The sequence below is a fragment of the Bacillus sp. GW821-FHT01G09 genome (assembly GCF_059422205.1).
This window is the reverse complement of the sequence record NZ_JBWKWL010000001.1, coordinates 521,957-545,606: the sequence shown is the minus strand read 5'-3', so window position 1 is coordinate 545,606 and position 23,650 is coordinate 521,957. Positions and strand designations below refer to the sequence as shown.

The window sequence follows — 23,650 nt, the reverse complement described above, 5'->3', positions numbered from 1 at the left end:
AGCGGGATGGAAAGAGACCATATTTCTCAATTGCAGCCATTAAAAATCTGCAATGGCTGGTCTGTAGTACTGAACAATTTATGTTCAGAAAAAAGAATTCAAGAAAAATGTGAATTACTAATACTGCAAAATGAAGAACGTAAGGCCTTTATTAAGATAAGTTATGAAAATAATCAATACCATATCAAAGTAGCTGGCTTAAAAACAGATAAGATTTATGAAGATGAGTCATTTAATGAGATAGAACAATTATTAGAAGAGTTAGAATATAAAATCTGGAGTGTGGGAAGCGGGGTTTTAGAGGGTTTGCAGCCACTAAGCCAACAGATTCCCAATTTTTTAAGGCTAAAGATACCGGCTGGTTGGACTGTTGATTATATTACATTAAAAGATACTGATCCTAAGACGCTAGAGGCAAATGATGATGCTTGGTTATTTGACTTTAATCAAGATCTCCTGCAGATTTCTCATAAGACAAAAAATTTGCTGCTTGACGTAGGGTGGTACCCAGAAGGTGATCCAGCCGGAAGCTATGGGATTGAACTGATAAAAAACGAAGATTGGGAAAATCCTTTAGAGGATATTATGTGTACTGAACTTAAAGAATTAATTAAACAATTGGATTATATTTTTATGAAAGAAATGAAAAATGAATAGTAATAAAAAAGCAGATTATACTATCTGCTTTTTTCAATGATATAATTTGGTGTCATTGCTAGAATCGACATGCAGGACAATTGAGCGCGAAGAGAGGGAAACAAGTAAAATGGAAATACATCAAATTCACGATTTTCATCTAAAAGATGAATCGGATTTTGTTCAAACACAACAATCCCTTAAAAATCGTATCAACCTATCCCCCACGATCCATCCAGACTCCATCAACACCTGCGCAGGCGTCGATCTCGCCTATTGGGAGCAGAACGGAGAACCATACGGAGTGTGCAGTATTATCGTGATTGACGCTGATACAAAAGAAGTCATTGAAAAAGTGCATAGCATGGGGAGAATCAGCGTGCCGTATGTTTCCGGTTTTCTTGCGTTTCGTGAGCTGCCTTTGATCATCGAGGCGGCGAAAAAGCTGGAGACGGAGCCGGATGTCTTCTTGTTTGATGGCAACGGATATTTGCATTACAACCATATGGGCGTTGCCACCCATGCGGCTTTTTTTCTGGGGAAGCCGACGATTGGGATTGCGAAAACCTATCTCAAAATCAAAGGCTATGATTTCGTGATGCCTGAAAATGAAGTCGGTGCATACACCGATATTCTCATTGACGGCGAGGTATATGGCCGGGCGCTGCGAACGCGGCGGGACGTGAAGCCTATTTTCTTGTCTTGCGGTAATTATATTGATTTAGACAGCAGCTATCAGATCACGATGAGCTTGATCAATCAAGAAAGCAGGCTGCCGATCCCTGTCCGCCTGGCTGACCTTGAAACTCATGTTTTGCGAACGTTTTATCAAAAAAATCACATGTAAAACTTGCTGGCCGGGAGCTGCAAGTTTTTTCATTGACTCCTATATACAGGCATTCTGTGAGAATGCGAGGAACCATATATCAAACGACATTTCTGGGCCAAAATAAAAAAGCACCTGTCAAGGTGCTTTTTTCTATAAATGAGGGATCACAAGGCCCCCATATAAAAACGCCGCGATAATCAAAAATGCCGGATGCATTTTGAATTTTGTCATGGCAAGGAGGGAGATCCCCGCAATCACAATAGATTGGATCCAGCCGATCGCTTTGATGCCGTCTGCGCCGATTTGCCAGGTAAGAATGAGCATCATGACCGCGATGACAGGCTGGACGGACAGCGTCATGCCTTTGATGACAGGTGATTGGCGGAAGCGCTGGATGATGCGCAGCAGGACGATCAATGCGAGCGCCGACGGTACGACGGTTGCGATCAGGGCAATTAGGAAGCCGGGCCACCCGCCTGCGCTGTAGCCGACATACGCAGCGATTTTCGTGGCGATCGGGCCCGGCAATGCGTTCGCAAGTGCGAGCATATTTGAGAATTGATCGTTTGAGAGCCAGCTGTATCTGTTTACAACTTCTTCAAACATTAGCGGGATAGACGCAGGTCCGCCGCCATATCCCAGTAGGTTTGCGATAAAAAACGCCATAAATAAATAGATCGATATCATGAGGCTGACATTCCTTTATCTTTTGAATGTTTATTTGTGATTTTGTCTTTCAGTTTAAAATGAAACGCCCCGTACGCTAAGAAAATGATAATGACAAGGCCGGGATTAATCTGTAAAGTTTGCAGGCCGATAAAAGCGATGATAAAAAACAGGATGCCGGTGACCCAGCCGAAACCTTTAAGCGCTTTTTGGCCAAACTCGTACGCCATGATTCCGAGCATGACCGCAATTACCGGCGTGACGGCACCAATCATACCTGCAACAATTGCTGAATGGCTTAACACATTTACAGCCGCAAACAAGCCCACCATCGCAAGACATGTAGGCAGAATGTGGGCGAGGGTCGCCACAATTGCACCTAATGTGCCTTTTAGCTTAAAGCCCAGATAAGCAGCCATTTTGGTGGCAATCGGTCCGGGAAGCGCATTAGCGATTGCTAATATTTCTCCGAATTCATCATCGTCAATCCATTTATATTTATTGACCGCTTCATGGCGGATCAGCGGAATCACGGAAGGTCCGCCGCCGAAACCTAATATGCCGGTGCGAATCATTGCGGCCGTCATATCCCGATAAGGATGGTTTTTCATTCGTTTCTCTCCTTTACAGCTTCATTCCCATACGGCTTTTGTATCGTTTGATCAGCATCTGGCAATCAACACTGACGACGCCTCGCAATGGATACAACCGTTTTGTTAAAAATTCTTCCATTTCTTGATCGTTGGCAAAGATCCCATGCATATGCAGCTTGCTCGGGCCTGTCATGTGATAAAGACTGGTGACCGCATGCTCTTCCTCAAGCTTAAGAGCGACCTCTTCTAAAAATTGCGGTTCTACCTCGACATTGAAAAACACAGAAACATGAATGCCGATTTTAGCGGGATTGATGACAGCGGTGAATTTTTCAATAACACCGGCTTCAATTAATTGGTTGATACGGGCCTGCACGGCGACCCGTGACAAATCGACTCTTTTGCCAAGATCCGTATAAGAAATTCTGCCTTCTTCATGCAAAATCGTGAGAATTTGTTTATCAGTCTCATCAAGTACAAGGTTGGGGATTTGATATTCATGACTCAATTGCTCCACCTGCTTTCGTAGCCTTTTAGCAATCATTTTATCATAAAAGTTACGTATCGAAATAATAATTTTTCATTTGTTTTCGAAATGAACGAAAAAATATCTTATTATTTGCGAAAAGAAGAAAGTTCGTCAGTTTTTCTGCCGGATCAGTAGATGTGAAAAATCAGGCTCCCTATACTGAAGAAAATTTCTTAAAAAAGGGGACTTGTGATGAATAAATCTGTCATCGGTACAAAGCAAATGGTCGTCAGTCCGCATTACCTCGCTTCTCAAGCCGGAAACCGCATACTGGATAAGGGAGGCAACGCGTTTGACGCCGCTGTTGCGGTGAGTGCTTGTCTTGCGGTTGTGTACCCGCATATGACCGGACTTGGCGGGGATTCCTTTTGGCTGACTTTTCACCAGGAAACAAAGGCAGTAAAAGTCTACAATGGCAGCGGCCGTTCAGGAAAAAACGTAACGAGAGATGTATATAAGGGAAAAAGCGCGATTCCGCTGCGGGGAATTGACAGTGCCATTACCGTGCCGGGAATGGTTGATAGCTGGGATGCGGTCCTGAAGGAGTACGGGCGTCTGTCTCTTGCAGATGTATTGGAGCCCGCACGCGACTATGCCCAAAATGGGTTTCCTGTATCAGCAGATCAGTGTCGTCACACAGAAAAGAATATTGAATTGCTGGCTTCCACGCCTTACACGGCTGACATCTTCACGAGAAGGGGCAAAGCACCTGTCCCGGGAGAGCGGTTTGTGCAAAAAGAGCTTGCAGACAGTCTGAACTTGATTGCTGAAAAAGGAAGAAGCGCATTTTATGAAGGAGATCTCGCTCAGCGGATTGTCTCACATTTACAGAATAACGGCAGTTACATGACAATCGATGATTTTAAAGCGCATCGGGGTGAGTGGGCAGTGCCTGTATCAAGTGATTATCGAGGATACAGTGTGTATCAGGCGCCGCCGAATTCTCAGGGATTTACCGGTTTATTAACACTGAACATTTTGGAAAACTATGATTTCACCCAAATCGAACACGGTTCATTTGAGTATTATCACGTGCTTGTGGAGGCATTGAAAAAGAGTTTTCTTGATCGGGATGCCGTCCTGACTGATCCGGCGTTTGCAGACATTCCGCTTGAAAGGCTTTTGGACAAACGTTATGCAAAACAATTGGCAGAAGAAATCGGCTATCTCGCAATACCGGCAGAAAGCAGGCCGGTGGGAAGTGATACGGCATATGCGGCCGTAATCGATGCGGATGGCAACGCAGTGTCATTCATTCAAAGCCTGTACTTTGAATTTGGCTCGGCAGTCACTGCCGGTGATACAGGCATATTACTGCAAAACCGCGGATCATTTTTCTCACTGGATGAAAATCATGTCAACACGCTTGAACCGAGAAAGCGCACCTTCCATACGTTGATGCCGGCTATGGTCTGTAAAGGCGGAAAGCCAAAAATTCTGTACGGCACACAAGGCGGCGAAGGCCAGCCGCAGACCCAGACGGCCATCATTACCCGAATGCTGGACTACGGAATGCATCCACAGCAGGCAATCAGCGAACCGCGCTGGGTATGGGGCAGAACGTGGGGAGAGGAATACGAAGGTCTCAGAGTCGAGGGCAGATTCACAGACAAAACAATCCAAAAACTGAAAGACAGCGGGCATCTCGTGGAGGTTGTCGGTGACTATGATCCGCTGATGGGACAAGCGGCTGCAATCAAAGTTGATGAAGAAGACTTTCTCCAAGGCGGAGCCGATCCTCGGGGAGACGGAGCGGCTGTGGGGATTTAAATAACTATAGGGTACAAATATAAATCAAAAGCATAAACATAAGGGAGACCTCTACAATGTGGTACATATACTGTTTATCTTCAGGTCTATAATGCCACTCCATAAAAATTCGTATTGAGTCAATCACAATAAAAAATAAAAGAAGCAAATATTCAACTGGAAAAAAGGAGAGTGAAAACACAAACAAAATAAGTAAAGTGATTTCGATCCATTTGTGTGTATTGCTGACATGCTTATATCGCCAGCCGGATTTATCAATACCGTATTTTTTCTTTATAAAAAATTGAGAGGCGAGACTGATGGTAATAGCGATCAGCATTAAAATCCAAAAGTTTGTCATTCCAATTCCTCCTAATCTACCTTTATACGAAGAAAAAGGAAAAACGTTTCATAAAAGAACACCCCGAGCTTACTCTGGGTGTTCTTTTTTTGATATTTTTTCAGTTATTTACAGGCGATATTTTGTAATCATAAGGTCTTTTCGACTAGTTTCTTCTATTTAAATAGTCCTTCTCTTCAGCTGGGACGAATCAGTGTGAATTCTTCCCCCAGCTTGGCATAGTGATTTCCCGCCAATCGTGAGGCAGGCTTTAATTCATCCGTTAAAATATATCCCTTTTCTGCATCATACACCTTTTCATCTAGGTGGAAGCAGACAACTCTTCCGATGAGCAGATCTGCTGTAGTGATGCCTTGATCATTGTCAAAGGTAATATGCCGCTCTAATTTGCACTCAAAGCGAACGCGGGCTTCCTTAATGCCGGGAACTGAAACAGCTTTGCTTTCAACAGGATGAAGCGAGGTGCGTGTAAGCTCGCTTTCATCCGGCCTTAAGCTTGCAGCTGTTTCATTGATATCTTCAATGATGGCTTCATCACTGACATGAACGACAAATTCTCCGTTCTCCACTGCGTTTCGTGCTGTATCTTTTTGGCGTCCTTCCGTCCTGTTAACAGAAATACTGAGAAGCGGAGGATCTGAGCTGACGACGTTATAAAAACTGAAAGGCGCGGCATTGACCGCTCCTTCTGAAGAAAGTGTTGTCACAAATGCAATGGGGCGGGGAATAACGGTACCTGACAATAGCTTGTATGTGTCTTTGGCACTAAGCTGATCAGCTTGAAATATGTACATAGCAACAACCGCCTTTATCGTTAGGATACCTTGATTATAACGAAATGGTTTAAAGGAAACCAAATGATGCGGGTTGCATATGTTATGTCATGACATATATCTAATACAGGGCAAATAAAAAAATAGGCTTCCGTACCTCCGCCGGCAGCCTATTGAAACAATGAAAACTTAGATTATTTGTATTTCTTTTTGACTACCCAGCAATTGCCGTCTTTCCAGTATTCTTTTTTGCTGTCATAATCATCGTGTCTTTTGTAGTCGTCGCAGTGATGGTGCGGTTTTTTGTAGTATTTCTTATGGGAACGATAAGATTTTTTGTGTGTGCGGCATGACTTCTTATAGCTGCGAGATTTTTTCTTGTGAGAACAGTAAGACTTTTTGTAGCTGCGAGATTTTTTGTAAGAACGGCAAGATTTTTTATAGCTGCGAGATTTTTTGTAAGAACGGCAAGATTTTTTATAGCTGCGAGATTTTTTGTGAGAACGGTACGATTTTTTGTGGCTGCGTGATTTCTTGTGAGAGCAGTATGATTTTTTGTGGCTGCGAGATTTTTTGTGAGAACAGAATGATTTTTTGTGACTGCGAGATTTTTTGTGAGAGCAGTATGATTTTTTATGGCTGCGAGATTTTTTGTGAGTGCGGTGCGACTTTTTATGACTGCGTTTTTTTCCATGAGGCTCTTGGTATAAATAATCCTTTAAACCTTCTTTTTTTGCGGATTTCACCGCTTCTTTGATGTCAGAATGGGAATAGTGGCCCAATTTGAAATCCTCCTTTTAAAAATGATGTTAAGGATGAAGATCCTTACTACCCTCATAGTACGCGCGGTTTTAAAAAGTGTATAAGTGTTCCGCTGAGATCTTATAAAAATAAAAGCCTAAAATTTGTAAGGAGGATTATGGATGAAGAATCAATCCAATTTACCGCTTTATCAGCTGTTTGTTCATCCAAAAGATTTGCGTGAATTAAAAAAGGATATATGGGACGATGATCCGGTGCCAGCTGTGATGAAGGTAAATCAAAAAAGGCTGGATATCGATATCGCTTATCGGGGATCACATATCAGAGACTTCAAAAAGAAGTCATACCATATTTCCTTTTATCAGCCGAAAACATTCCGCGGCGCGCGAGAGATTCACTTAAATGCGGAGTATAAAGACCCTTCCTTGATGAGAAACAAATTGTCTCTGGATTTTTTCTCGGAGCTAGGGACACTGTCTCCAAAGGCAGAGTTTGTGTTTGTAAAGGTGAATGGGAAGAATGAAGGGGTTTATCTTGAACTTGAATCCGTAGATGAATATTATTTGGCGAAAAGGAAGCTGGCTGATGGCGCGATTTTTTACGCGGTGGATGATGATGCTAACTTTTCTCTGATGAGCGATTTGGAAAAGGAAACGAAGACGTCGCTGGAGCTTGGATATGAAAAGAAGACAGGGACTGTGGAAGATGATTTTTATTTACAGGATATGATTTTTAAAATTAATACTGTCCCTAAAGCTCAGTTTAAGTCAGAAGTGACAAAACACGTGGATGTCGATAAGTATTTGCGCTGGCTTGCCGGTATTGTATTCACCTCGAACTATGACGGGTTTGTCCACAACTACGCATTATACAGAAGCGGGGAAACCGGATTATTTGAGGTGATTCCTTGGGATTATGATGCGACCTGGGGCAGGGATATCCATGGAGAGCGGATGGCTGCCGATTATGTAAGAATTCAAGGATTTAATACACTAACCGCCCGGATATTGGATGAATCCGAGTTTCGCAAGTCCTACAAGCGCCTGTTAGAAAAAACGCTCCAATCTCTTTTTACGATAGAATATATGGAACCGAAAATCATGGCGATGTATGAGCGGATTAGGCCTTTTATCTTAATGGACCCATATAAAAAGAATGATGTTGAGCGTTTTGACCGTGAGCCGGATGTGATTTGTGAGTATATTAAAAACCGTTCACAATACCTCAAAAATAATTTAAGTATTTTATGAATGTGTGAAAATAGGTATTCTGCTGAAAAAGCGACAATTAGGCTATTGAATTAGTTCAACAAATAAACGTGACACGTATATATGCAATATGTTTATCATCTATGTATAAGTGACTAGGAGGAACTTGAATGAGCAAGAGGAGAATGAAGTATCATTCAAATGATGAAATATCTTATTATAACTTTTTGCATTCAATGAAAGATAAAATTGTTACTGTATATCGTGGAGGTCCGGAATCTAAAAAAGGAAAATTAGCTGCTGTAAAATCAGATTATATTGCTTTACAAGCTGAAAAAAAAATAATTTATTATCAGTTAGAGCATGTGAAAAGTATTACTGAGGATACCAATAATAGCACCACAACAATTGAGACTGAGGAAATGCCCGACGCTGACGATTTTCATAGCTTAATCGGACAATTAATGAACCAATCAGTTCAATTTAATCAAGGGGGTCCGGAATCTAAAAAAGGAAGATTGGTCTGGCTGGGAGATGATTACGCTGCGTTAAACACAAATGAGGATGGGGTAGTGTATTTTAATATCCATCACATAAAGAGTATAAGTAAACATGAGCCCGATTTGAAAATAGAAGGACAGACGCCATCAGGTGTCTTGGAAGCTGATTATTTAAGCGAGGTTTTTAAGAGTCTGACTCATAAATGGGTTTCAATTAATCGTGGAGGTCCGGAAGCCATTGAGGGTATCCTTGTAGATAATGCCGACGGCCATTATACTATAGTGAAAAATCAAGAGGTGCTTCGCATCTATCCTTTTCACATAAAAAGCATCAGCTTAGGCCCAAAAGGGTCGTACAAAAAAGAGGATGAAAAGAATGAGCATCAAAATCAGGAAGACAGCGATGATACAGATCAAAAAGAAGAAGTGTACAGCAGTTCGTTAATTTCTTCAAAGCCATATAGCTCATCAAGTTCATCAAAATCATCTAAACGATCACTAAAATCTTCAGATTATCAGTCATCAAAATCATACAGCTCATCAGGTTCAAAGAGTTCATCAAAATTATCTAAACGATCATCAAAATCTTCAGATCATCGATCATCAAAATCATACAGCTCATCAGGTTCAAAGAGTTCATCAAAATCATCTAAACGATCATCAAAATCTTCAGATCATCAATCATCAAAATCATACAGCTCATCAGGTTCAAAGAGTTCATCAAAATCATCTAAACGATCGCCAATATCATCAGATTATCAATCATCAAAATCATACAGCTCATCAGGTTCAAAGAGTTCATCAAAATCATCTAAACGATCACCAAGATCTTCAGATTATCAATCATCAAGATCATCAGGTTATTCAAGTTCCTTAAAAAGTTCAGGAAAACAAAAGGAAGATTATAGCTATGAAACGATTGTCAGAACGATAGACTATCACTGGAAACGTAAATATTAATAGATAATGGAGGAGCATCAGATTAAGTGATGCCCTTTTTCAGTTAAAGGAGGAGAATCGTGAAAGGTTTGAATCAATTTCTTAACACAGATGTTGAGGTTGTCATTTCAGGAGATACAAGGTTTGTCGGCACCCTTATAGATATCGGACAGGATATTTTTGTTATTTTTGATGGCTGCAATTATCTTTATATTCCCTTGTTGCATCTTCATCAAATGAACAAGGCGAAAATAGTGACCAGTACTGAGAATCCATTTTTGATCAATCCGGAAGATCCAATGATAGAGGCAGAAACTCAAGCTTTTTCATATAGAAATACATTAAACAAGGTCAAAGGCCAGTTTATTGAAGTTTATGTAACTGGGGGTCGATCGATCCATGGGTATGTTACAAATGTTTTAAACGATTATATTGTATTTTTCTCACCCGTATTTAAAATACTTTTTATATCTATGCATCATTTAAAATGGTTTACCCCTTATTCAACTGAACAAACACCGTATACTCTTGACAACTCACAATTGCCTGTCGTGCCTTCCAAAGTTCCTCTTGTGCGTAATTTTGAGGAGCAGATCAAAAAAAATATTGGTGAATTGGTCATATTTGATATGGGAGAGGTGCCAGAAAAAGTTGGTCTATTAAAGGATGTCTCTAATAATATCATTGAGCTTATTAACGCAAGTGGAGAGCCAGTCATTTGGAAGTTAAATCATCTAAAGACAATGCATCTTCCCTAGTGTATACAAAACTGCCCTCTTGAATAGCAGAAGGCAGTTTTTCGTTTCATACTGTGCTAAAGAAATAACCAACTGATCCAAAAATATAAACATGTTAACGTAAAAAGAACAGTCAGCGGAATGATGATAATGGTCGTTTTTATATATTCGCCCCATGAAATACTTTCATCATGCTGTTTTAATATATGCATCCAAATAAGCGTTGCTAAGGTTCCCATAGGTAATAATAATGAACCGATATCACTGCCGATAATATTTGCCAAGTAGATGATTTTTGTTGTTGAAGGATTCAGGGTCATTTCAGTTAAGGTAAAAGTACTGATCATTAACGCTGGATGGTTGTTAAAGAGATTAGAAAAAACTGAAGTAGAGATACCTGATGCGAAAGTTGCGTGGGCGAGGCTTCCAGAAACCACAGGTTCAAAATAATTCACAAGTAACTCAGTGAATCCAATATTATGCAGACCATAAATTAAGACATACATAGTAAAAGCGAATATAAAAATGTGCCAAGGCGATTTATATAACAAGTCTCTTGGGGAGGTTTTGAAATAAATCCATCTCCAGCTCAACAGGATAAAAGATCCGATGACAGCGACTAGAGGAACAGAAATACCGGTATATGATGCTGCAAATAGACTCATTCTGACGAGAAAAACAAATGCAAGCACAAACAACATAATTTTTGTTTGATTTCGTTCTGGTAAAGGAGCTGATGGCGAATGAAGAGGATGGTACCTTCTATGCCGCAGAGACTGAAAATGGCTCGGTATATCTGGCAGGTTCTTGGGAAGACGTTTATAAAAGAACATAAACAGTAGACAAGTCATAAAAATGAGTCCCATCATACTAGGGACAAACATCATGGCAGTGTGAAGATATAGATCCATTCCAATGATTTTGAGAGAAATTAAATTAACAATATTACTTACGCCAATCGGTGCGCTAGAGGCTGTGGCTATTAAAACACCGCTTAATAAATATGGGGCTTTTTGATGTTTTTTTAAACCTAAATATTTTAGTACAAGCAAAAGGATTGGAGTTGTGATCAAAATGCTCCCATCATTATTCAGGAAAATGGTCATGAGAAAGCAGAGCAAATTGGTTAGCCAAAAAAGCTTGATGCCTGAACCCTTGGCTTGTTGGAGCAGTTTTGCAGCCACCCAATAAAAGAAACCAAAGCTTTCCAGTGCAATGGCCATAATCATAGTGGCAAGGATTGTAACCGATGCACCCGTGACTTTTGTTCCGATTTCCCCTAAGTCTGCCAATGACACACTTCCGCACAATAAAACCATTAAAGCGCCAAATGTGGCGGGGATAGCTTCATTTAGTCCTTTTGGTCTCCAGAAAATAAAAATCATTGTTACGAAAAAAGCGAGCAATGTGAATATGCCGGTGAACTCAATAATTTACTTCACCTCTCTATCTTTCATTTTTAAAATCAAACTAATGTCCTGCGCTTACTAATGTCCTTGCCAACTATTTGTACTGTATGTATACGTATACTGATATAAAGTTGTACTAAGCGATTATATTAAATTAATAAAATTTCCATAAGAAACCCAAAAGAAAAAAGAGATTGCAAGTATCGTTCATGTACCTGCATCACTCTCTTTAGTTCTTGTCTGCTGACAATTTGAAATATGAATAAAATGCTTTATAAGCGGATTATGATTGTCTTTGCGGTAAGCGATAACCCATTCTGCATTAAGCTGTATTTGGTCCATTTTTCGATAAGTAACATCCAAATTAAATAGTTTTTTGGCTGAGGAAGGAACAAATGTCATACCAATTCCGGCACTGACTAAACCAATCACCATTTGATATTCTGTGGCTTCCTGGACAATGTTGGGTCTGAAGCCCGCTTGTTCACAGAACTGAATAAAATCCATGTATAGCGTAGGCCATGCTTCTTTAGCAACAGTAATAATTGGTTCATCTCTTAAATCCTCAATCGTAATTGATTCCTTAGAAGTCAATGGGTGTTGCTTAGGCAAAGCTAAAACACAAGGGCTGCTTTGGGCGGTTTCGATATGTAAAGCTGTATGCTGTAAGGGAGGATGAAGTATACCAATATCAATGTTGCCCTTTAGTAGCTCCTCCTGCTGCCTAGACGAGGATATTTCACGCAGTTCTATTTTCACAGATGGGAATTTTTTACGATATTCCCGGACAATCGGCGGCAGAAATTCATATGTAGCTGATCCGACAAAACCGATTACGAGAAGGCCTTGCTCGCCGCGGGCCGTCCGCTGTGCCAGTTCAATTCCTTGTCCGATTTGCATCAATGCCATGCGGCAATGATTTAAAAAGATTTCTCCTGCTGCGGTAAGCTCGACAAATCGTTTTGTCCTTTTCAGAAGCGTAACTCCGACTTCTTCCTCCAGCTGTTTGATCTGCTGGCTGAGAGGAGGCTGCGTCATGTTCAGCCGCCGGGCAGCCTTTCCGAAATGAAGCTCTTCGGCTACTGCGATAAAGTATTGAAGATGGCGAAGCTCCATTCAATATGCATTCCTTTCCATAGGTTAATAATTCGTATTACATATTAATCATAAGGCGAATCGATATTGGAGGTCAATTTCCAAAGAGTGTATAGTGAAACTTATCACAAGATATTTAAAATTTTACGTTTAAAATGCATAATAAGGAGTGAGGGTGTTGACAAAAGCAACAAAAGAACAAAAATCCCTTGGGAAAAACAGAGGGGCGGAGCTTGTTGTTGATTGCTTGGTGGAGCAAGGTGTCACACATGTATTTGGCATTCCAGGTGCAAAAATTGATGCGGTATTTGACGCTTTACAAGATAAAGGACCTGAAATTATCGTTGCCCGGCACGAACAAAACGCAGCATTCATGGCCCAAGCAGTCGGCCGTTTAACTGGAAAACCGGGAGTCGTGTTAGTCACATCAGGACCGGGTGCCTCTAACTTGGCAACAGGCCTGCTGACAGCGAACACTGAAGGAGACCCTGTCGTTGCGCTTGCTGGAAACGTGATCCGTGCAGATCGTTTAAAACGGACACATCAATCTTTGGATAATGCGGCGCTATTCCAGCCGATTACAAAATACAGTGTAGAAGTTCAAGATGTAAAAAATATACCGGAAGCTGTTACAAATGCATTTAGGATAGCGTCAGCAGGGCAGGCTGGGGCCGCTTTTGTGAGCTTTCCGCAAGATGTTGTGAATGAAGTCACAAATACGAAAAACGTGCGTGCTGTTGCAGCGCCAAAACTCGGTCCTGCAGCAGATGATGCAATCAGTGCGGCCATTGCAAAAATCCAAACAGCAAAACTTCCTGTCGTTTTGGTCGGCATGAAAGGCGGAAGACCGGAAGCAATTAAAGCGGTTCGCAAGCTTTTGAAAAAGGTTCAGCTTCCATTTGTTGAAACATATCAAGCTGCCGGTACCGTTTCGAGAGATTTAGAGGATCAGTATTTTGGCCGTATCGGTTTGTTCCGCAACCAGCCTGGCGATTTACTGCTAGAGCAGGCAGATGTTGTTCTGACTATCGGCTATGACCCGATTGAATATGATCCGAAATTCTGGAATGTCAATGGAGACCGGACAATTATCCATTTAGACGAGATTATCGCTGACATTGATCATGCTTACCAGCCTGATCTTGAATTGATCGGTGACATTCCGTCCACGATCAATCATATCGAACACGATGCTGTGAAAGTGGAATTTGCAGAGCGTGAGCAGAAAATCCTTTCTGATTTAAAACAATATATGCATGAAGGTGAGCAGGTGCCTGCAGATTGGAAATCAGACAGAGCGCACCCTCTTGAAATCGTTAAAGAGTTGCGTAATGCAGTCGATGATCATGTTACAGTAACTTGCGATATCGGTTCGCACGCCATTTGGATGTCACGTTATTTCCGCAGCTACGAGCCGTTAACATTAATGATCAGTAACGGTATGCAAACACTCGGCGTTGCGCTTCCTTGGGCAATCGGCGCTTCATTGGTGAAACCGGGAGAAAAAGTGGTTTCTGTCTCTGGTGACGGCGGTTTCTTATTCTCAGCAATGGAATTAGAGACAGCGGTTCGACTAAAAGCACCAATTGTACACATTGTATGGAACGACAGCACATATGACATGGTTGCATTCCAGCAATTGAAAAAATATAACCGTACATCTGCGGTCGATTTCGGAAATATCGATATCGTGAAATATGCGGAAAGCTTCGGAGCAACTGGCTTGCGCGTAGAATCACCAGACCAGCTGGCAGATGTTCTGCGTCAAGGCATGAACGCTGAAGGTCCTGTCATCATCGATGTCCCGGTTGACTACAGTGATAACATTAATTTAGCAAGTGACAAGCTTCCGAAAGAATTCGGGGAACTCATGAAAACGAAAGCTCTCTAGCACTCTGCGCATCACGACACTGTTTTATGAACAGCACTAAATAAAAGGAGTGAAGGGAAATATGAAACGAGAAAGCAACATTCAAGTGCTCAGCCGCGGTCAAAAAGATCAGCCTGTGAGCCAGATTTATCAAGTATCAACAATGACTTCTCTATTAGACGGAGTATATGACGGAGATTTTGAACTGTCAGAGATTCCGAAATATGGAGACTTCGGTATCGGAACCTTTAACAAGCTTGACGGAGAGCTGATTGGGTTTGACGGCGAATTTTACCGTCTCCGTTCAGACGGAACTGCGACACCGGTCCAAAATGGGGATCGTTCTCCGTTCTGTTCATTTACGTTCTTTACACCGGACATGACGCACAAAATTGATGCGAAAATGACACGCGAAGACTTTGAAAAAGAGATCAACAGCATGCTGCCAAGCAGAAACTTATTTTATGCAATTCGCATTGACGGATTGTTTAAAAAGGTGCAGACAAGAACGGTAGAACTTCAAGAAAAACCTTACGTGCCAATGGTTGAAGCAGTCAAAACACAGCCGATTTTCAACTTCGACAACGTGAGAGGAACGATCGTAGGTTTCTTGACACCAGCCTATGCAAACGGAATCGCCGTTTCTGGCTATCACCTGCACTTCATTGACGAAGGACGCAATTCAGGCGGACACGTTTTTGACTATGTGCTTGAGGATTGCACGGTTACGATTTCTCAAAAAATGAACATGAATCTCAGACTTCCGAACACAGCGGATTTCTTTAATGCGAATCTGGATAACCCTGATTTTGCGAAAGATATCGAAACAACTGAAGGAAGCCCTGAATAAAAGAAAAAAAGAAAGCCCCTTTTAGCAGGGCTTTCTTTTTATTTGGCTCTTTTCCTGATTTTAGATAAAATAACATCAAAACAGTAAAGGTGTGGTCTGATGAAAATATTGGTCTTGGCAGTGCATCCTCATATGGAGACCTCAGTTGTTAATAAGGCGTGGGCTGAGGAATTGAGTAAACATGACAATATCACAGTACGGGATCTTTATAAGGAATACCCGGATGAAGCGATAGATGTTGCGAAGGAACAGCAGCTGTGCGAGGAATACGATCGGATTGTCTTTCAATTCCCGCTATATTGGTACAGCTCTCCGCCGCTCTTGAAAAAATGGCAGGATCTTGTGCTGACTTATGGCTGGGCTTTTGGTTCAGAAGGAAATGCCTTGCATGGCAAGGAGCTGATGCTGGCTGTATCAACAGGGAGCGAAGCGGAAAAATATCAAGCGGGCGGAGCAAATCATTACTCGATCAGTGAGCTATTGAAACCATTTCAGGCCACGAGTAATCTGATCGGCATGAAGTATCTGCCTCCATATGTGTTCTATGGCGTGAATTATGCAGCTGCAGAGGATATTTCACACAGTGCAAAACGGTTAGCCGAATACATTCAGCAGCCTTTTGTTTAAAAGAAAGCCCTGTCGAACATACGGCAGGGCTGTATTTGTTTAAAAATCCGGCAGCTCAGACAGGTTATTTTCCTTGATGCCGTCCGGTTCACTTCGCAAAATGTCACGCCCGTATTTATGGAAGACATCAACATGAGCGAGTTTTCCTGATTTTGCTTCTGACAGCGCAGTAGGATAGTCGAGCTCTCTTCCTGTATTGGTTTTCACTGCGATAATATTGTCTTCCTCGTTTCTTCTAACCGCAATAATTTCTTCTTTTCCAGATGGAACATTTTCTTGATCGACAGTTGTTTGCCGGGCTTTATACGATTCATATGCTGCTTCAAATTGATCCATATTTACACCTCCGCTTTTTAGCGTGAACAAAAATGTCGATGATCATGTAAGGTTTCGACACAGCATACGACAATATTTCCTGAGAAATATCTTGGGAATGTGACAAATCAATTCATAATAAAAGGGATTCCGCATAAATACGGAATCCCTCTCAGTTATTTTGTCATGTGTAAATCCTTTGTTTTCATATAACCTGTCGCACCGCCGTAATCAACGAATACCCAATCAAAATCAAAACCGCCTTTATTCGTTTGACTCCAGCCTAAAAAAGAAACGCTTGTGTCTGCTGGAAGAGTCTTAATGCTCTTTCCGTTAGCGGATGTGTATACTTTCGTTTTTGTTTTGGTTTTTACTGTTGTTGCTGCTTTTACAATATAATGAGTGGAGACAAAGCCTGTTTTTCCGTTTTTATAATGAACCTTTGCCCAGTCAGCATTTGAGAAGGAAATCAGCTTTAGGCTATCTCCTAAGTGCAGCGTATCGGCTTTCTGGCTTGATGCGGAAGGCTTCGTTCTGACATTTAGAGCCTCTGCTGATACCAAATAAGAATCAATCGGATAACTGTATAAATCATCAATGCTTACCGTTGTTTCTGGCTGTTGGGCATGGATCGTGCCAGCGCCCCCTGCAGCAGCCGCAGTCATTCCAGCCGCAAGTGCTAAAGTTGAAAATAGTTTTGTTGGTTTGTTCATGCCGTTCCTCTCCTCACGTAAGAGAAATAATTCATTCTATAACTCTATTCACGTTATCGCAGGTTCCTAAACATCAGACAATTATTTTTGTGTTTCTAGTTTGAGAGGCGCGGATATTGTTTTTTGCACTTTTTTTCCGTGCAAAATATCATCTGCTGCTTCTGTAGCCAGTTTACCGATTAACTCAGGCTGCTGAGCGACGGTTGCTGACAGCTTTCCGTCTTTAATGGAAGCGAGCGCGTCTTTATTGCCGTCAAAACCGATCACCAATATGTCTTTCCCCGAGCTGTTAATTGCCTCGAGAGCACCGAGCGCCATTTCATCGTTGTGAGCAAAAACAGCTTGGATATCAGGATGTCCCTGCAGCAGGTTTTCCATGACAGTCAGGCCTTTCGTGCGGTCAAAGTCAGCTGATTGTTTTGTGACAACTTGGAGCTTTTGGTCTGCGATGTTATGGAATCCTGAGCCGCGTTCCCGTGTGGCAGATGCGCCGGGGACGCCTTCAAGCTCTGCCACCTTTGCTCCTTTTCCAAGTTTGTCGGCAATAAACGCCGCGGCCATTTCACCGCCTTTTACATTATCGGAAGCAACGAGGGTTTCAACTTTTCCTTGTTCGGCAGATCGATCGATTGTTACGACGGGCACACCGACTGCGTTTGCAGATTCTACTGCCGTTGAGATCGCCGAAGAATCAGTCGGGTTGATTAATAATGCATCAACACCTTGCTGAATTAAATCTTCCACGTCACTCGTCTGTTTCGATGAATCATTTTGTGCATCAACAATGATGACTTTCATTCCCCTTTTTTTAGCTTCTTTTTCGATACCCTTTTTTAATGAGACAAAAAAAGGATTATTAAGTGTTGAGACGGACAAGCCAATGGTGAATTCCTTTTTGTTCCCCGAGTTTGACGGCTTTGCCCATTGGGGAGGCTCAAGCGAACAGGCGGTTAACAAAAATAATGATAACGTTAAAATGACGGATACAGCCTTTTTCATGTGAAAACCCTCCTATGCTGACTTCTTGCGGTCTAATAATACCGCAATTAAGATAACAATCCCTTTGACAACCAGCTGATAAAATGATGAGACGCCAAGCAGATTAAGTCCGTTATTAAGTGTGCCGATGATCAGCACCCCGATTAACGTGCCGACAATGCGTCCTCGGCCGCCAGAAAGACTTGTTCCGCCTAAGACGACTGCCGCGATAGCATCAAGTTCGTACGATTCCCCCGCAGTCGGCTGGGCCGAATGCAGGCGGGAAGTCAATATGGCACCTGCAAGAGCGGATAAAAGACCGGCTAAAGAATAGATCATCACTTTCACGCGCGTCACTTTAATGCCTGAAATGAGCGCGGCTTTCTCATTGCCGCCGATTGCGTACGTTCGGCGTCCGAATGGTGTTTTATGAAGAAGCACCCAAAGGATGACAAAGGCAAGAACCATCGTAATCGCCGGTACAGGAATGCCTAAAAAGTAACCGCGTCCGAACATCTGAAAAGCGTAGTTTGTGCCAAGTCCGGTAATCGGATTTCCATCTGTATACACTAGCGTCAGTCCGCGAAACACAGTCATGGTCGCAAGCGTGGCGATAAAGGGCGCCATTTTTCCTTTAGTAATCAATAATCCGTTGATCATGCCTAGTACGGCACCAATGATACAGCCAAGGATGATCGCGAGAACCGGATCGACACCGGACACAATCATCCCCGCAACTAAAGCACTGGACAGGGCAAGAATAGCGCCGACAGAAAGATCAATGCCGCCTGTCAAAATGACAAAGGTCATTCCGAACGCGATTAATCCGTTAATGGCGACCTGGCGAAGCAGGTTTAAAATATTCAGCGGTTCAAGAAAGCTGGGATTTAAAATAGATACAATGATAACGAGAATAAATAAACCAAGAAACGGGCCGAGTTTTTGCATGACTCCGTCGAAGTGAATCCGTTTTTGTTCTGTTTGCAGTTGTTCCGTTTTCATATTACCGCCCTCCCGTGGCAAGTGTCATAATTCGTTCTTGTGTTGCTTCTCGCGCATGGATTTCTCCGCTGATTCTGCCTTCATGGACAACGATAATCCGATCGCTCATTCCCAGAATTTCAGGCAGCTCTGATGACACCATGATGATAGCGACGCCGCGTTCGGTCAGCTCATTCATCAGCGTATAAATCTCTCGTTTGGCGCCAACATCCACACCTCTTGTTGGCTCATCCAAGATAAGCACTTTCGGTCCGATGCCGATCCACTTGGCTATCACCACTTTTTGCTGGTTTCCTCCTGATAAATGGCGTGCGTGCGTTTCCAGTGATGCTGTTTTGATAGTGAGTCGTTTGATTAACAGATTGACAAATTCAGCCTCCCGCTTATGATCAATGAGACCCTTTGGTGAGAAGCTGGACAGATTGGGCAGGGCAATATTTTCGCGGATCGAGGTGTCGAGCAGAAGCCCTTCATCCTTGCGATTCTCTGTAATAAAGCCGAGACCTTTTTTCACGGCTTCCTGCGGGTTCTTAATAGCCGTTTTTTTCCCAGCGATCCATATCTCACCCGTGTCCAGCCTGTCAACGCCGAACAGCGCTCTCATCATTTCTGTCCGGCCGGCTCCCATTAATCCTGAAACACCGACGATCTCACCGGAACGAACATAAAAGCTGACATCCTCAAAACTCCCTTTTACGGAGGCATTTTTCACCTCGAATACTTTGTCACCGAGAGAAGGAGTGCGTTTTGGATATCGTTCAGTCAGCTCCCGTCCGACCATTTTTTTGACGACTTCATCAAAATCAGTTTCTGAGATGTTTGTTGTATCTACCGTTTTTCCGTCACGCATGATGGTAATTCTGTCGCAAATCGCAAAAATTTCTTCCATGCGATGCGAAATATAGACAATGGAGACGCCGTTCTTTTTTAACGCTGTAATGACCTCAAAGAGCTTGCTGATTTCACGTTCAGTCAACGCTGCGGTCGGTTCATCCATAATGATTACCTCGGCATTTGTCATAAGCGCTTTTGCGATTTCGATCATTTGCTGCTGTCCGACGGAACATTCGCCGGCTTCTTGATCAAGAGAAAGAGAGACGGAGAGTTTGTCAAATTGCTCTTTTGCTAGCGCTTTCATTTTTCTTGTTTGTAAAACGCCCAGCTTGGAGGATATCTCTTTACCGATAAATAGATTCTCAAGAACGGTCATTTCCGGCCAGATATTCAATTCCTGATGGATAAAGGCTATTCCATGCTGTTCCGCTTCTTTCGGATTGGAAAAATACGTTTCGTTTCCGTTTATGCTGATTTGACCTTTATCTGCTTTGTGCAGGCCTGTCAAAATGTTCATAAGCGTGGACTTGCCGGCGCCGTTTTCTCCCATTAATGCGTGAACCTCGCCAGGCATGAGCTGAAAGGAAACGCCTGACAGCACCTGATTTTTTCCGAATGCTTTATGAATGTCTTTCATTTCAATCTGCATGTTTCATCCTCCTTTCTAGAAAAGTACACCTGCCTGCAGGATGCAGTTGGCATATGATGTGAATTCTCCTGTTCTTATGACTGCCTTTGCTTCTTTTGTCAGCAGCTTAAACTCCTCGTGAGAAAGGTATTCAATCTCTTGTTCAGAGAAAAGATTTTCTAGAAATTTCGCATTCTCCTGATTGGATGCTTTTATTTCAGCTGCAGCAATGACTTTTTCGATGACCATCTCGTCAGCGAGCACTGCCGCTGTATCTTGGAAAGCCGGAAGGCCCGGCTTCAGTGAAAGATCAATTTTCAAAACGCCGTCAGGAACCGGCAGTCCGGCATCCGCGATGACAATTTTATCAGTGTGGCCAAGGTCGGCTAAAATCTTGGCAAGATGGCTGTTCAGTATACCGTGTTTTTTCATGACAGCAGCTCCTCTACTTTATTTCTTGTCGGCATTCCGCCTTGGGCACCGAAGGAGCAGACAGAAAGGGAAGCGGCACGATTGGCAAACCGCAATGCGGCTTCAATGTCTTTTCCCTCAGCCAGGGCCAGGGCAAATGCTGCGTTAAACGTATCACCGGCTCCGGTTGTATCAACGGGCTCTACAGGGAAGGACGGGATGAGCACCTCTTTGCTGCCAGCCGAATAGCGGACGCCTTGTTTTCCTTCCGTAATAAAGAGCTTTGCCGGATAAAGCGCCAGAGCTTCAGAAATGGTAAGCTCAGGGAATAAAATCGAAGCCTCGTGTTCATTCGGCGTCAGATAGGTAGCGTGATCAATTGTTTCCTGCTTGAGCGGGCGGGCCGGTGCTGGGTTTAGTATGATCGGGATATCGTGAGAATGGCAGTATTTGCACACCTCATCAACCGTTTCTTCTGGGATTTCCTGCTGAATCAGCACCATATCGACCTTTTCAATCTGTTCGAGCGCGTTTAACGCATACGCTGGGGTGATGTCATCGTTCGCGCCTTTGACAACGACAATGCTGTTGTCGCCTTCAGCAAGCACAATATGAGCGGTTCCGCTTTCCGTATGTGTAACCGGTTCCATATAGTCAGTGCGAACGCCGTTAGCTTTGAGATTATTCAAAATAGCTGTTCCATAATGATCGTCTCCAACCTTGCCGACCATAAACACTTGCGCCCCAAGCCTGGCTGCGGCAACGGCCTGATTTGCTCCTTTGCCGCCCGGCACAGTCTGAAACGACGTGCCAAGAACCGTTTCACCGGCTTTTGGGCGTTTGTCCGAGGTGACCACTAAATCCATAGAACAGCTACCAATCACACAAATATTACGCATCTTAATCTTCCTTTCTTGTCGTCTTTCTTCCTATATAGGTGACAGGCATTTGAATTGCCGTTTCTGCCAGCGGCTGTTTTTTGATGATACCCAAAAGCAGTTTGGCAGCTTCTTTCCCCATATCATATGCGGGCTGTTTAATTGTAGAAAGTGGCGGGAACAGAAGTCCGCTTTGCGGAATGTCATCATAGCCGATAATTTGAATGTCCTCCGGCACGTTTTTTCCGCGCCGCAATGCTTCATGTAAAACGGCAGCGGCTTGAATATCATTACTCGCGATCACACCATCTGTCGCTGGATAAGCGGCAAACAGCTCCTTCGCCATCGATTGTGCATCTTTAATTGAAAATGAAGCCGTCTCAATGACCTGAAAATCAACTTCAGCCTGCTTTAAGATTTCCAAAGCGCCGTTAAAGCGGTCTTGAGCGGTCGGCAGATGAGCGGGTCCTCTCAAGAGCGTAATGCGCTGGCTTTTTCCGTGAATGATAGCCTGGGCGGCTAACTTTCCTCCTGTATAGCCGTCACTGGACACAGAAGGAGCCCCTTCAAGTGTTCTGTCCAGAAAAACAACTGGATAATTCATGCCGCTGTATTCCTCGAGATCCGGGTAATTCGTTGCGGCAATAATGCCTGCGACATGATTTTGCTTAAAGGTTTGAAGGTATTCAAGTTCTTTTTTCAATTCCTCGTCACTGTTGCCGAAAATAAGGCGATAGCCTTCCCGGTTCAATTCATCCTCCGCACCGCGGGCAAGCTGAGGGAAGAAAGGGTTTGTGATATCCGGGAGCAAAAGTCCGATCAGTCGGGATTCTCTTTTATAAAGAGATCTGGCGACTTCATTCGGGTAATAGTTCAGCTTCGCCATCGCCGCTATGACACGCGTTCGCGTTTCTTCGTGTACATAGCCGTTATCATTCAGGACGCGGGAAACCGTCGCAACTGAAACGCCCGCCGCTCCGGCGACATCTTTAATTGTAGCCAAAACAGCTCCTCCTTGTTTATGTAACCGTTTACATAGATAGATTATCATGAACAATCCGAAGTTAGCAATAAAAATATCAAAAGAAATCTAATTGTAAATTGTATATATAATTGAAAAATTTAAGGTTTTCACTCTTTTTTTGACAAAGTCTTCACAAATATGGATGAAGATTTCTTGAACAAATATTAAGTTTTATTAAAATTGTTTCAAAGTCATGCGTTTAGACCTGTAAATGGTGAGAAACAGAAAAGACTATCATCCCAGAAAATGTTTAATTATGTTAGAGAATTCGGACTCGTATGTTTAGCGTTTTCATCTCGAACCTCCTTAGTCATTTTGGAATGGGCCTAATATTGCTTATTCCATGCAGAAAGGATGACATTATGACCTTGTCCTTAAGAAACAGGATAAAATTATTTTGTGTTCATAAGAACCGGAAACACGCATGATAGCAGGAAATGCTTGATAACACAGGCTGAAAAAAAGATTGATTTGAAATGCATATTAAATACAAACAGCAAGGTGTGACTATACGTCCAGAAGGATATCAGGAGAAAAATGAAAGCGCATTCTCTTCGATTTTTCAAAAAAGTGATAAGGTATAAGTCCTGCTGTTTTCCAAAAATAGAAAACAGTTTGTAGGTATAAAATCTCTTTCAAAAGAGAAGTTTGGCTTAGTCGATTAGGGAAGATTATGTTACATAATGCCGATTGAGAATTCATAGTGATTCTATATACTGATGAATGAATTTACA

25 protein-coding genes are annotated in these 23,650 nt (G+C 42.6%); 9 read left to right on the top strand and 16 right to left on the bottom strand.

The genetic code is table 11. The annotated features are described in order from the left end of the window. Positions 1 to 6 precede the first annotated feature (6 nt). Together AC07VD_RS02670 and AC07VD_RS02665 are read left to right on the top strand one after the other, a co-directional pair. Positions 7 to 657, top strand: a complete 651-nt coding sequence (locus tag AC07VD_RS02670) for a hypothetical protein (protein WP_124059284.1) — start codon at positions 7 to 9, stop codon at positions 655 to 657. Between the two features lie 109 nt (positions 658 to 766). Next, positions 767 to 1,483 carry an endonuclease V gene (locus AC07VD_RS02665; RefSeq protein ID WP_485919856.1) on the top strand — a complete coding sequence of 239 codons (717 nt, stop codon included), beginning with the start codon at positions 767 to 769 and terminating at the stop codon, positions 1,481 to 1,483. A gap of 132 nt (positions 1,484 to 1,615) precedes the next feature. Here the strand turns inward: AC07VD_RS02665 and chrA are convergent, their stop codons facing one another. The 3 genes from chrA to chrS are packed head-to-tail and all read right to left on the bottom strand — an operon-like array spanning position 1,616 to position 3,232. Continuing rightward, complete coding sequence (chrA, locus tag AC07VD_RS02660) at positions 1,616 to 2,152, bottom strand: chromate resistance efflux protein ChrA (protein WP_014665634.1); 537 nt, start codon at positions 2,150 to 2,152, stop codon at positions 1,616 to 1,618. After that, complete coding sequence (gene chrB, locus AC07VD_RS02655) at positions 2,149 to 2,742, bottom strand: chromate efflux transporter subunit ChrB (RefSeq protein WP_130572931.1); 594 nt, start codon at positions 2,740 to 2,742, stop codon at positions 2,149 to 2,151. Before chrB ends, chrA begins: the two co-directional genes overlap by 4 nt. 13 nt (positions 2,743 to 2,755) lie before the next feature. Beyond that, positions 2,756 to 3,232 (bottom strand): chromate efflux transcriptional regulator ChrS, encoded by a 477-nt coding sequence (chrS, locus tag AC07VD_RS02650; RefSeq protein ID WP_174222751.1) that lies wholly within the window; start codon positions 3,230 to 3,232, stop codon positions 2,756 to 2,758. A 213-nt stretch (positions 3,233 to 3,445) separates the two neighbouring features. Between chrS and ggt the strand changes: the two genes are divergently transcribed. Next, the gene (ggt, locus tag AC07VD_RS02645) at positions 3,446 to 5,023 is read left to right on the top strand and encodes a gamma-glutamyltransferase (protein ID WP_342819436.1); all 1,578 of its coding nucleotides are present in this window, start codon (positions 3,446 to 3,448) and stop codon (positions 5,021 to 5,023) included. 4 nt (positions 5,024 to 5,027) lie between these two features. Here ggt and AC07VD_RS02640 read toward each other — a convergent pair whose 3' ends face one another. From AC07VD_RS02640 to AC07VD_RS02630, 3 genes are all read right to left on the bottom strand, one after another. After that, a complete protein-coding gene (locus AC07VD_RS02640; RefSeq protein WP_014481121.1) occupies positions 5,028 to 5,363 on the bottom strand; it encodes a DUF4181 domain-containing protein in 336 nt (111 codons plus the stop codon). Positions 5,364 to 5,539: 176 nt separating this feature from the next. Then, entirely contained in the window at positions 5,540 to 6,157 is a 618-nt protein-coding gene (locus tag AC07VD_RS02635; protein WP_014481120.1) for a flavin reductase family protein, read from the bottom strand. A 173-nt stretch (positions 6,158 to 6,330) separates the two neighbouring features. After that, a complete protein-coding gene (locus tag AC07VD_RS02630; RefSeq protein ID WP_080009846.1) occupies positions 6,331 to 6,918 on the bottom strand; it encodes a CotG/ExsB N-terminal domain-containing protein in 588 nt (195 codons plus the stop codon). 141 nt (positions 6,919 to 7,059) lie between these two features. Here AC07VD_RS02630 and cotH point away from each other — a divergent pair, with 141 nt between their 5' ends. The 3 genes from cotH (at position 7,060) to AC07VD_RS02615 (ending at position 10,303) form a co-directional block, all read left to right on the top strand. Continuing rightward, the gene (gene cotH, locus AC07VD_RS02625; RefSeq protein ID WP_014478176.1) at positions 7,060 to 8,148 is read left to right on the top strand and encodes a spore coat protein CotH; all 1,089 of its coding nucleotides are present in this window, start codon (positions 7,060 to 7,062) and stop codon (positions 8,146 to 8,148) included. Positions 8,149 to 8,276: 128 nt separating this feature from the next. Then, positions 8,277 to 9,566, top strand: a complete 1,290-nt coding sequence (locus AC07VD_RS02620; RefSeq protein WP_342819437.1) for a spore coat protein CotH — start codon at positions 8,277 to 8,279, stop codon at positions 9,564 to 9,566. 59 nt (positions 9,567 to 9,625) lie between these two features. Further along, positions 9,626 to 10,303 (top strand): DUF2642 domain-containing protein, encoded by a 678-nt coding sequence (locus AC07VD_RS02615; protein WP_342819438.1) that lies wholly within the window; start codon positions 9,626 to 9,628, stop codon positions 10,301 to 10,303. Positions 10,304 to 10,359: 56 nt separating this feature from the next. Here AC07VD_RS02615 and AC07VD_RS02610 read toward each other — a convergent pair whose 3' ends face one another. Further along, a complete protein-coding gene (locus AC07VD_RS02610) occupies positions 10,360 to 11,688 on the bottom strand; it encodes an arsenic transporter (protein WP_124059275.1) in 1,329 nt (442 codons plus the stop codon). A gap of 210 nt (positions 11,689 to 11,898) precedes the next feature. Continuing rightward, positions 11,899 to 12,807: an acetoin biosynthesis transcriptional regulator AlsR gene (gene alsR / locus AC07VD_RS02605; RefSeq protein ID WP_003227859.1), complete on the bottom strand. Its 909-nt coding sequence runs from the start codon at positions 12,805 to 12,807 to the stop codon at positions 11,899 to 11,901. A 157-nt stretch (positions 12,808 to 12,964) separates the two neighbouring features. Here alsR and alsS point away from each other — a divergent pair, with 157 nt between their 5' ends. The 3 genes from alsS (at position 12,965) to AC07VD_RS02590 (ending at position 16,133) form a co-directional block, all read left to right on the top strand. Continuing rightward, positions 12,965 to 14,677: an acetolactate synthase AlsS gene (gene alsS, locus AC07VD_RS02600; protein ID WP_124059273.1), complete on the top strand. Its 1,713-nt coding sequence runs from the start codon at positions 12,965 to 12,967 to the stop codon at positions 14,675 to 14,677. 61 nt (positions 14,678 to 14,738) lie between these two features. Then, positions 14,739 to 15,506, top strand: coding sequence for an acetolactate decarboxylase (gene budA, locus AC07VD_RS02595; RefSeq protein ID WP_003244457.1), 768 nt, complete (start codon positions 14,739 to 14,741; stop codon positions 15,504 to 15,506). A gap of 99 nt (positions 15,507 to 15,605) precedes the next feature. Beyond that, a complete protein-coding gene (locus AC07VD_RS02590) occupies positions 15,606 to 16,133 on the top strand; it encodes an NAD(P)H-dependent oxidoreductase (protein ID WP_003242788.1) in 528 nt (175 codons plus the stop codon). Between the two features lie 39 nt (positions 16,134 to 16,172). Here the strand turns inward: AC07VD_RS02590 and AC07VD_RS02585 are convergent, their stop codons facing one another. The 8 genes from AC07VD_RS02585 to AC07VD_RS02550 all read right to left on the bottom strand — a co-directional run bounded on the left by AC07VD_RS02585 (position 16,173) and on the right by AC07VD_RS02550 (position 22,895). Then, entirely contained in the window at positions 16,173 to 16,469 is a 297-nt protein-coding gene (locus AC07VD_RS02585; RefSeq protein ID WP_003227867.1) for a DUF3892 domain-containing protein, read from the bottom strand. 155 nt (positions 16,470 to 16,624) lie between these two features. After that, entirely contained in the window at positions 16,625 to 17,161 is a 537-nt protein-coding gene (locus tag AC07VD_RS02580) for an SH3 domain-containing protein (RefSeq protein ID WP_086344394.1), read from the bottom strand. Positions 17,162 to 17,242: 81 nt separating this feature from the next. Beyond that, positions 17,243 to 18,160 carry a ribose ABC transporter substrate-binding protein RbsB gene (gene rbsB / locus AC07VD_RS02575; RefSeq protein ID WP_024572245.1) on the bottom strand — a complete coding sequence of 306 codons (918 nt, stop codon included), beginning with the start codon at positions 18,158 to 18,160 and terminating at the stop codon, positions 17,243 to 17,245. A gap of 12 nt (positions 18,161 to 18,172) precedes the next feature. Next, on the bottom strand, positions 18,173 to 19,141 hold the full coding sequence (rbsC, locus tag AC07VD_RS02570; RefSeq protein WP_003227873.1) for a ribose ABC transporter permease RbsC: 969 nt from the start codon (positions 19,139 to 19,141) through the stop codon (positions 18,173 to 18,175). A 1-nt stretch (position 19,142) separates the two neighbouring features. Then, on the bottom strand, positions 19,143 to 20,624 hold the full coding sequence (rbsA, locus tag AC07VD_RS02565) for a ribose ABC transporter ATP-binding protein RbsA (protein ID WP_257434374.1): 1,482 nt from the start codon (positions 20,622 to 20,624) through the stop codon (positions 19,143 to 19,145). Between the two features lie 15 nt (positions 20,625 to 20,639). Continuing rightward, a complete protein-coding gene (rbsD, locus tag AC07VD_RS02560; protein ID WP_124059267.1) occupies positions 20,640 to 21,035 on the bottom strand; it encodes a D-ribose pyranase in 396 nt (131 codons plus the stop codon). Then, positions 21,032 to 21,913: a ribokinase gene (gene rbsK, locus AC07VD_RS02555; protein ID WP_494721562.1), complete on the bottom strand. Its 882-nt coding sequence runs from the start codon at positions 21,911 to 21,913 to the stop codon at positions 21,032 to 21,034. Before rbsK ends, rbsD begins: the two co-directional genes overlap by 4 nt. 1 nt (position 21,914) lies before the next feature. Then, complete coding sequence (locus AC07VD_RS02550) at positions 21,915 to 22,895, bottom strand: LacI family DNA-binding transcriptional regulator (RefSeq protein WP_032722637.1); 981 nt, start codon at positions 22,893 to 22,895, stop codon at positions 21,915 to 21,917. Positions 22,896 to 23,650: the final 755 nt, after the last annotated feature.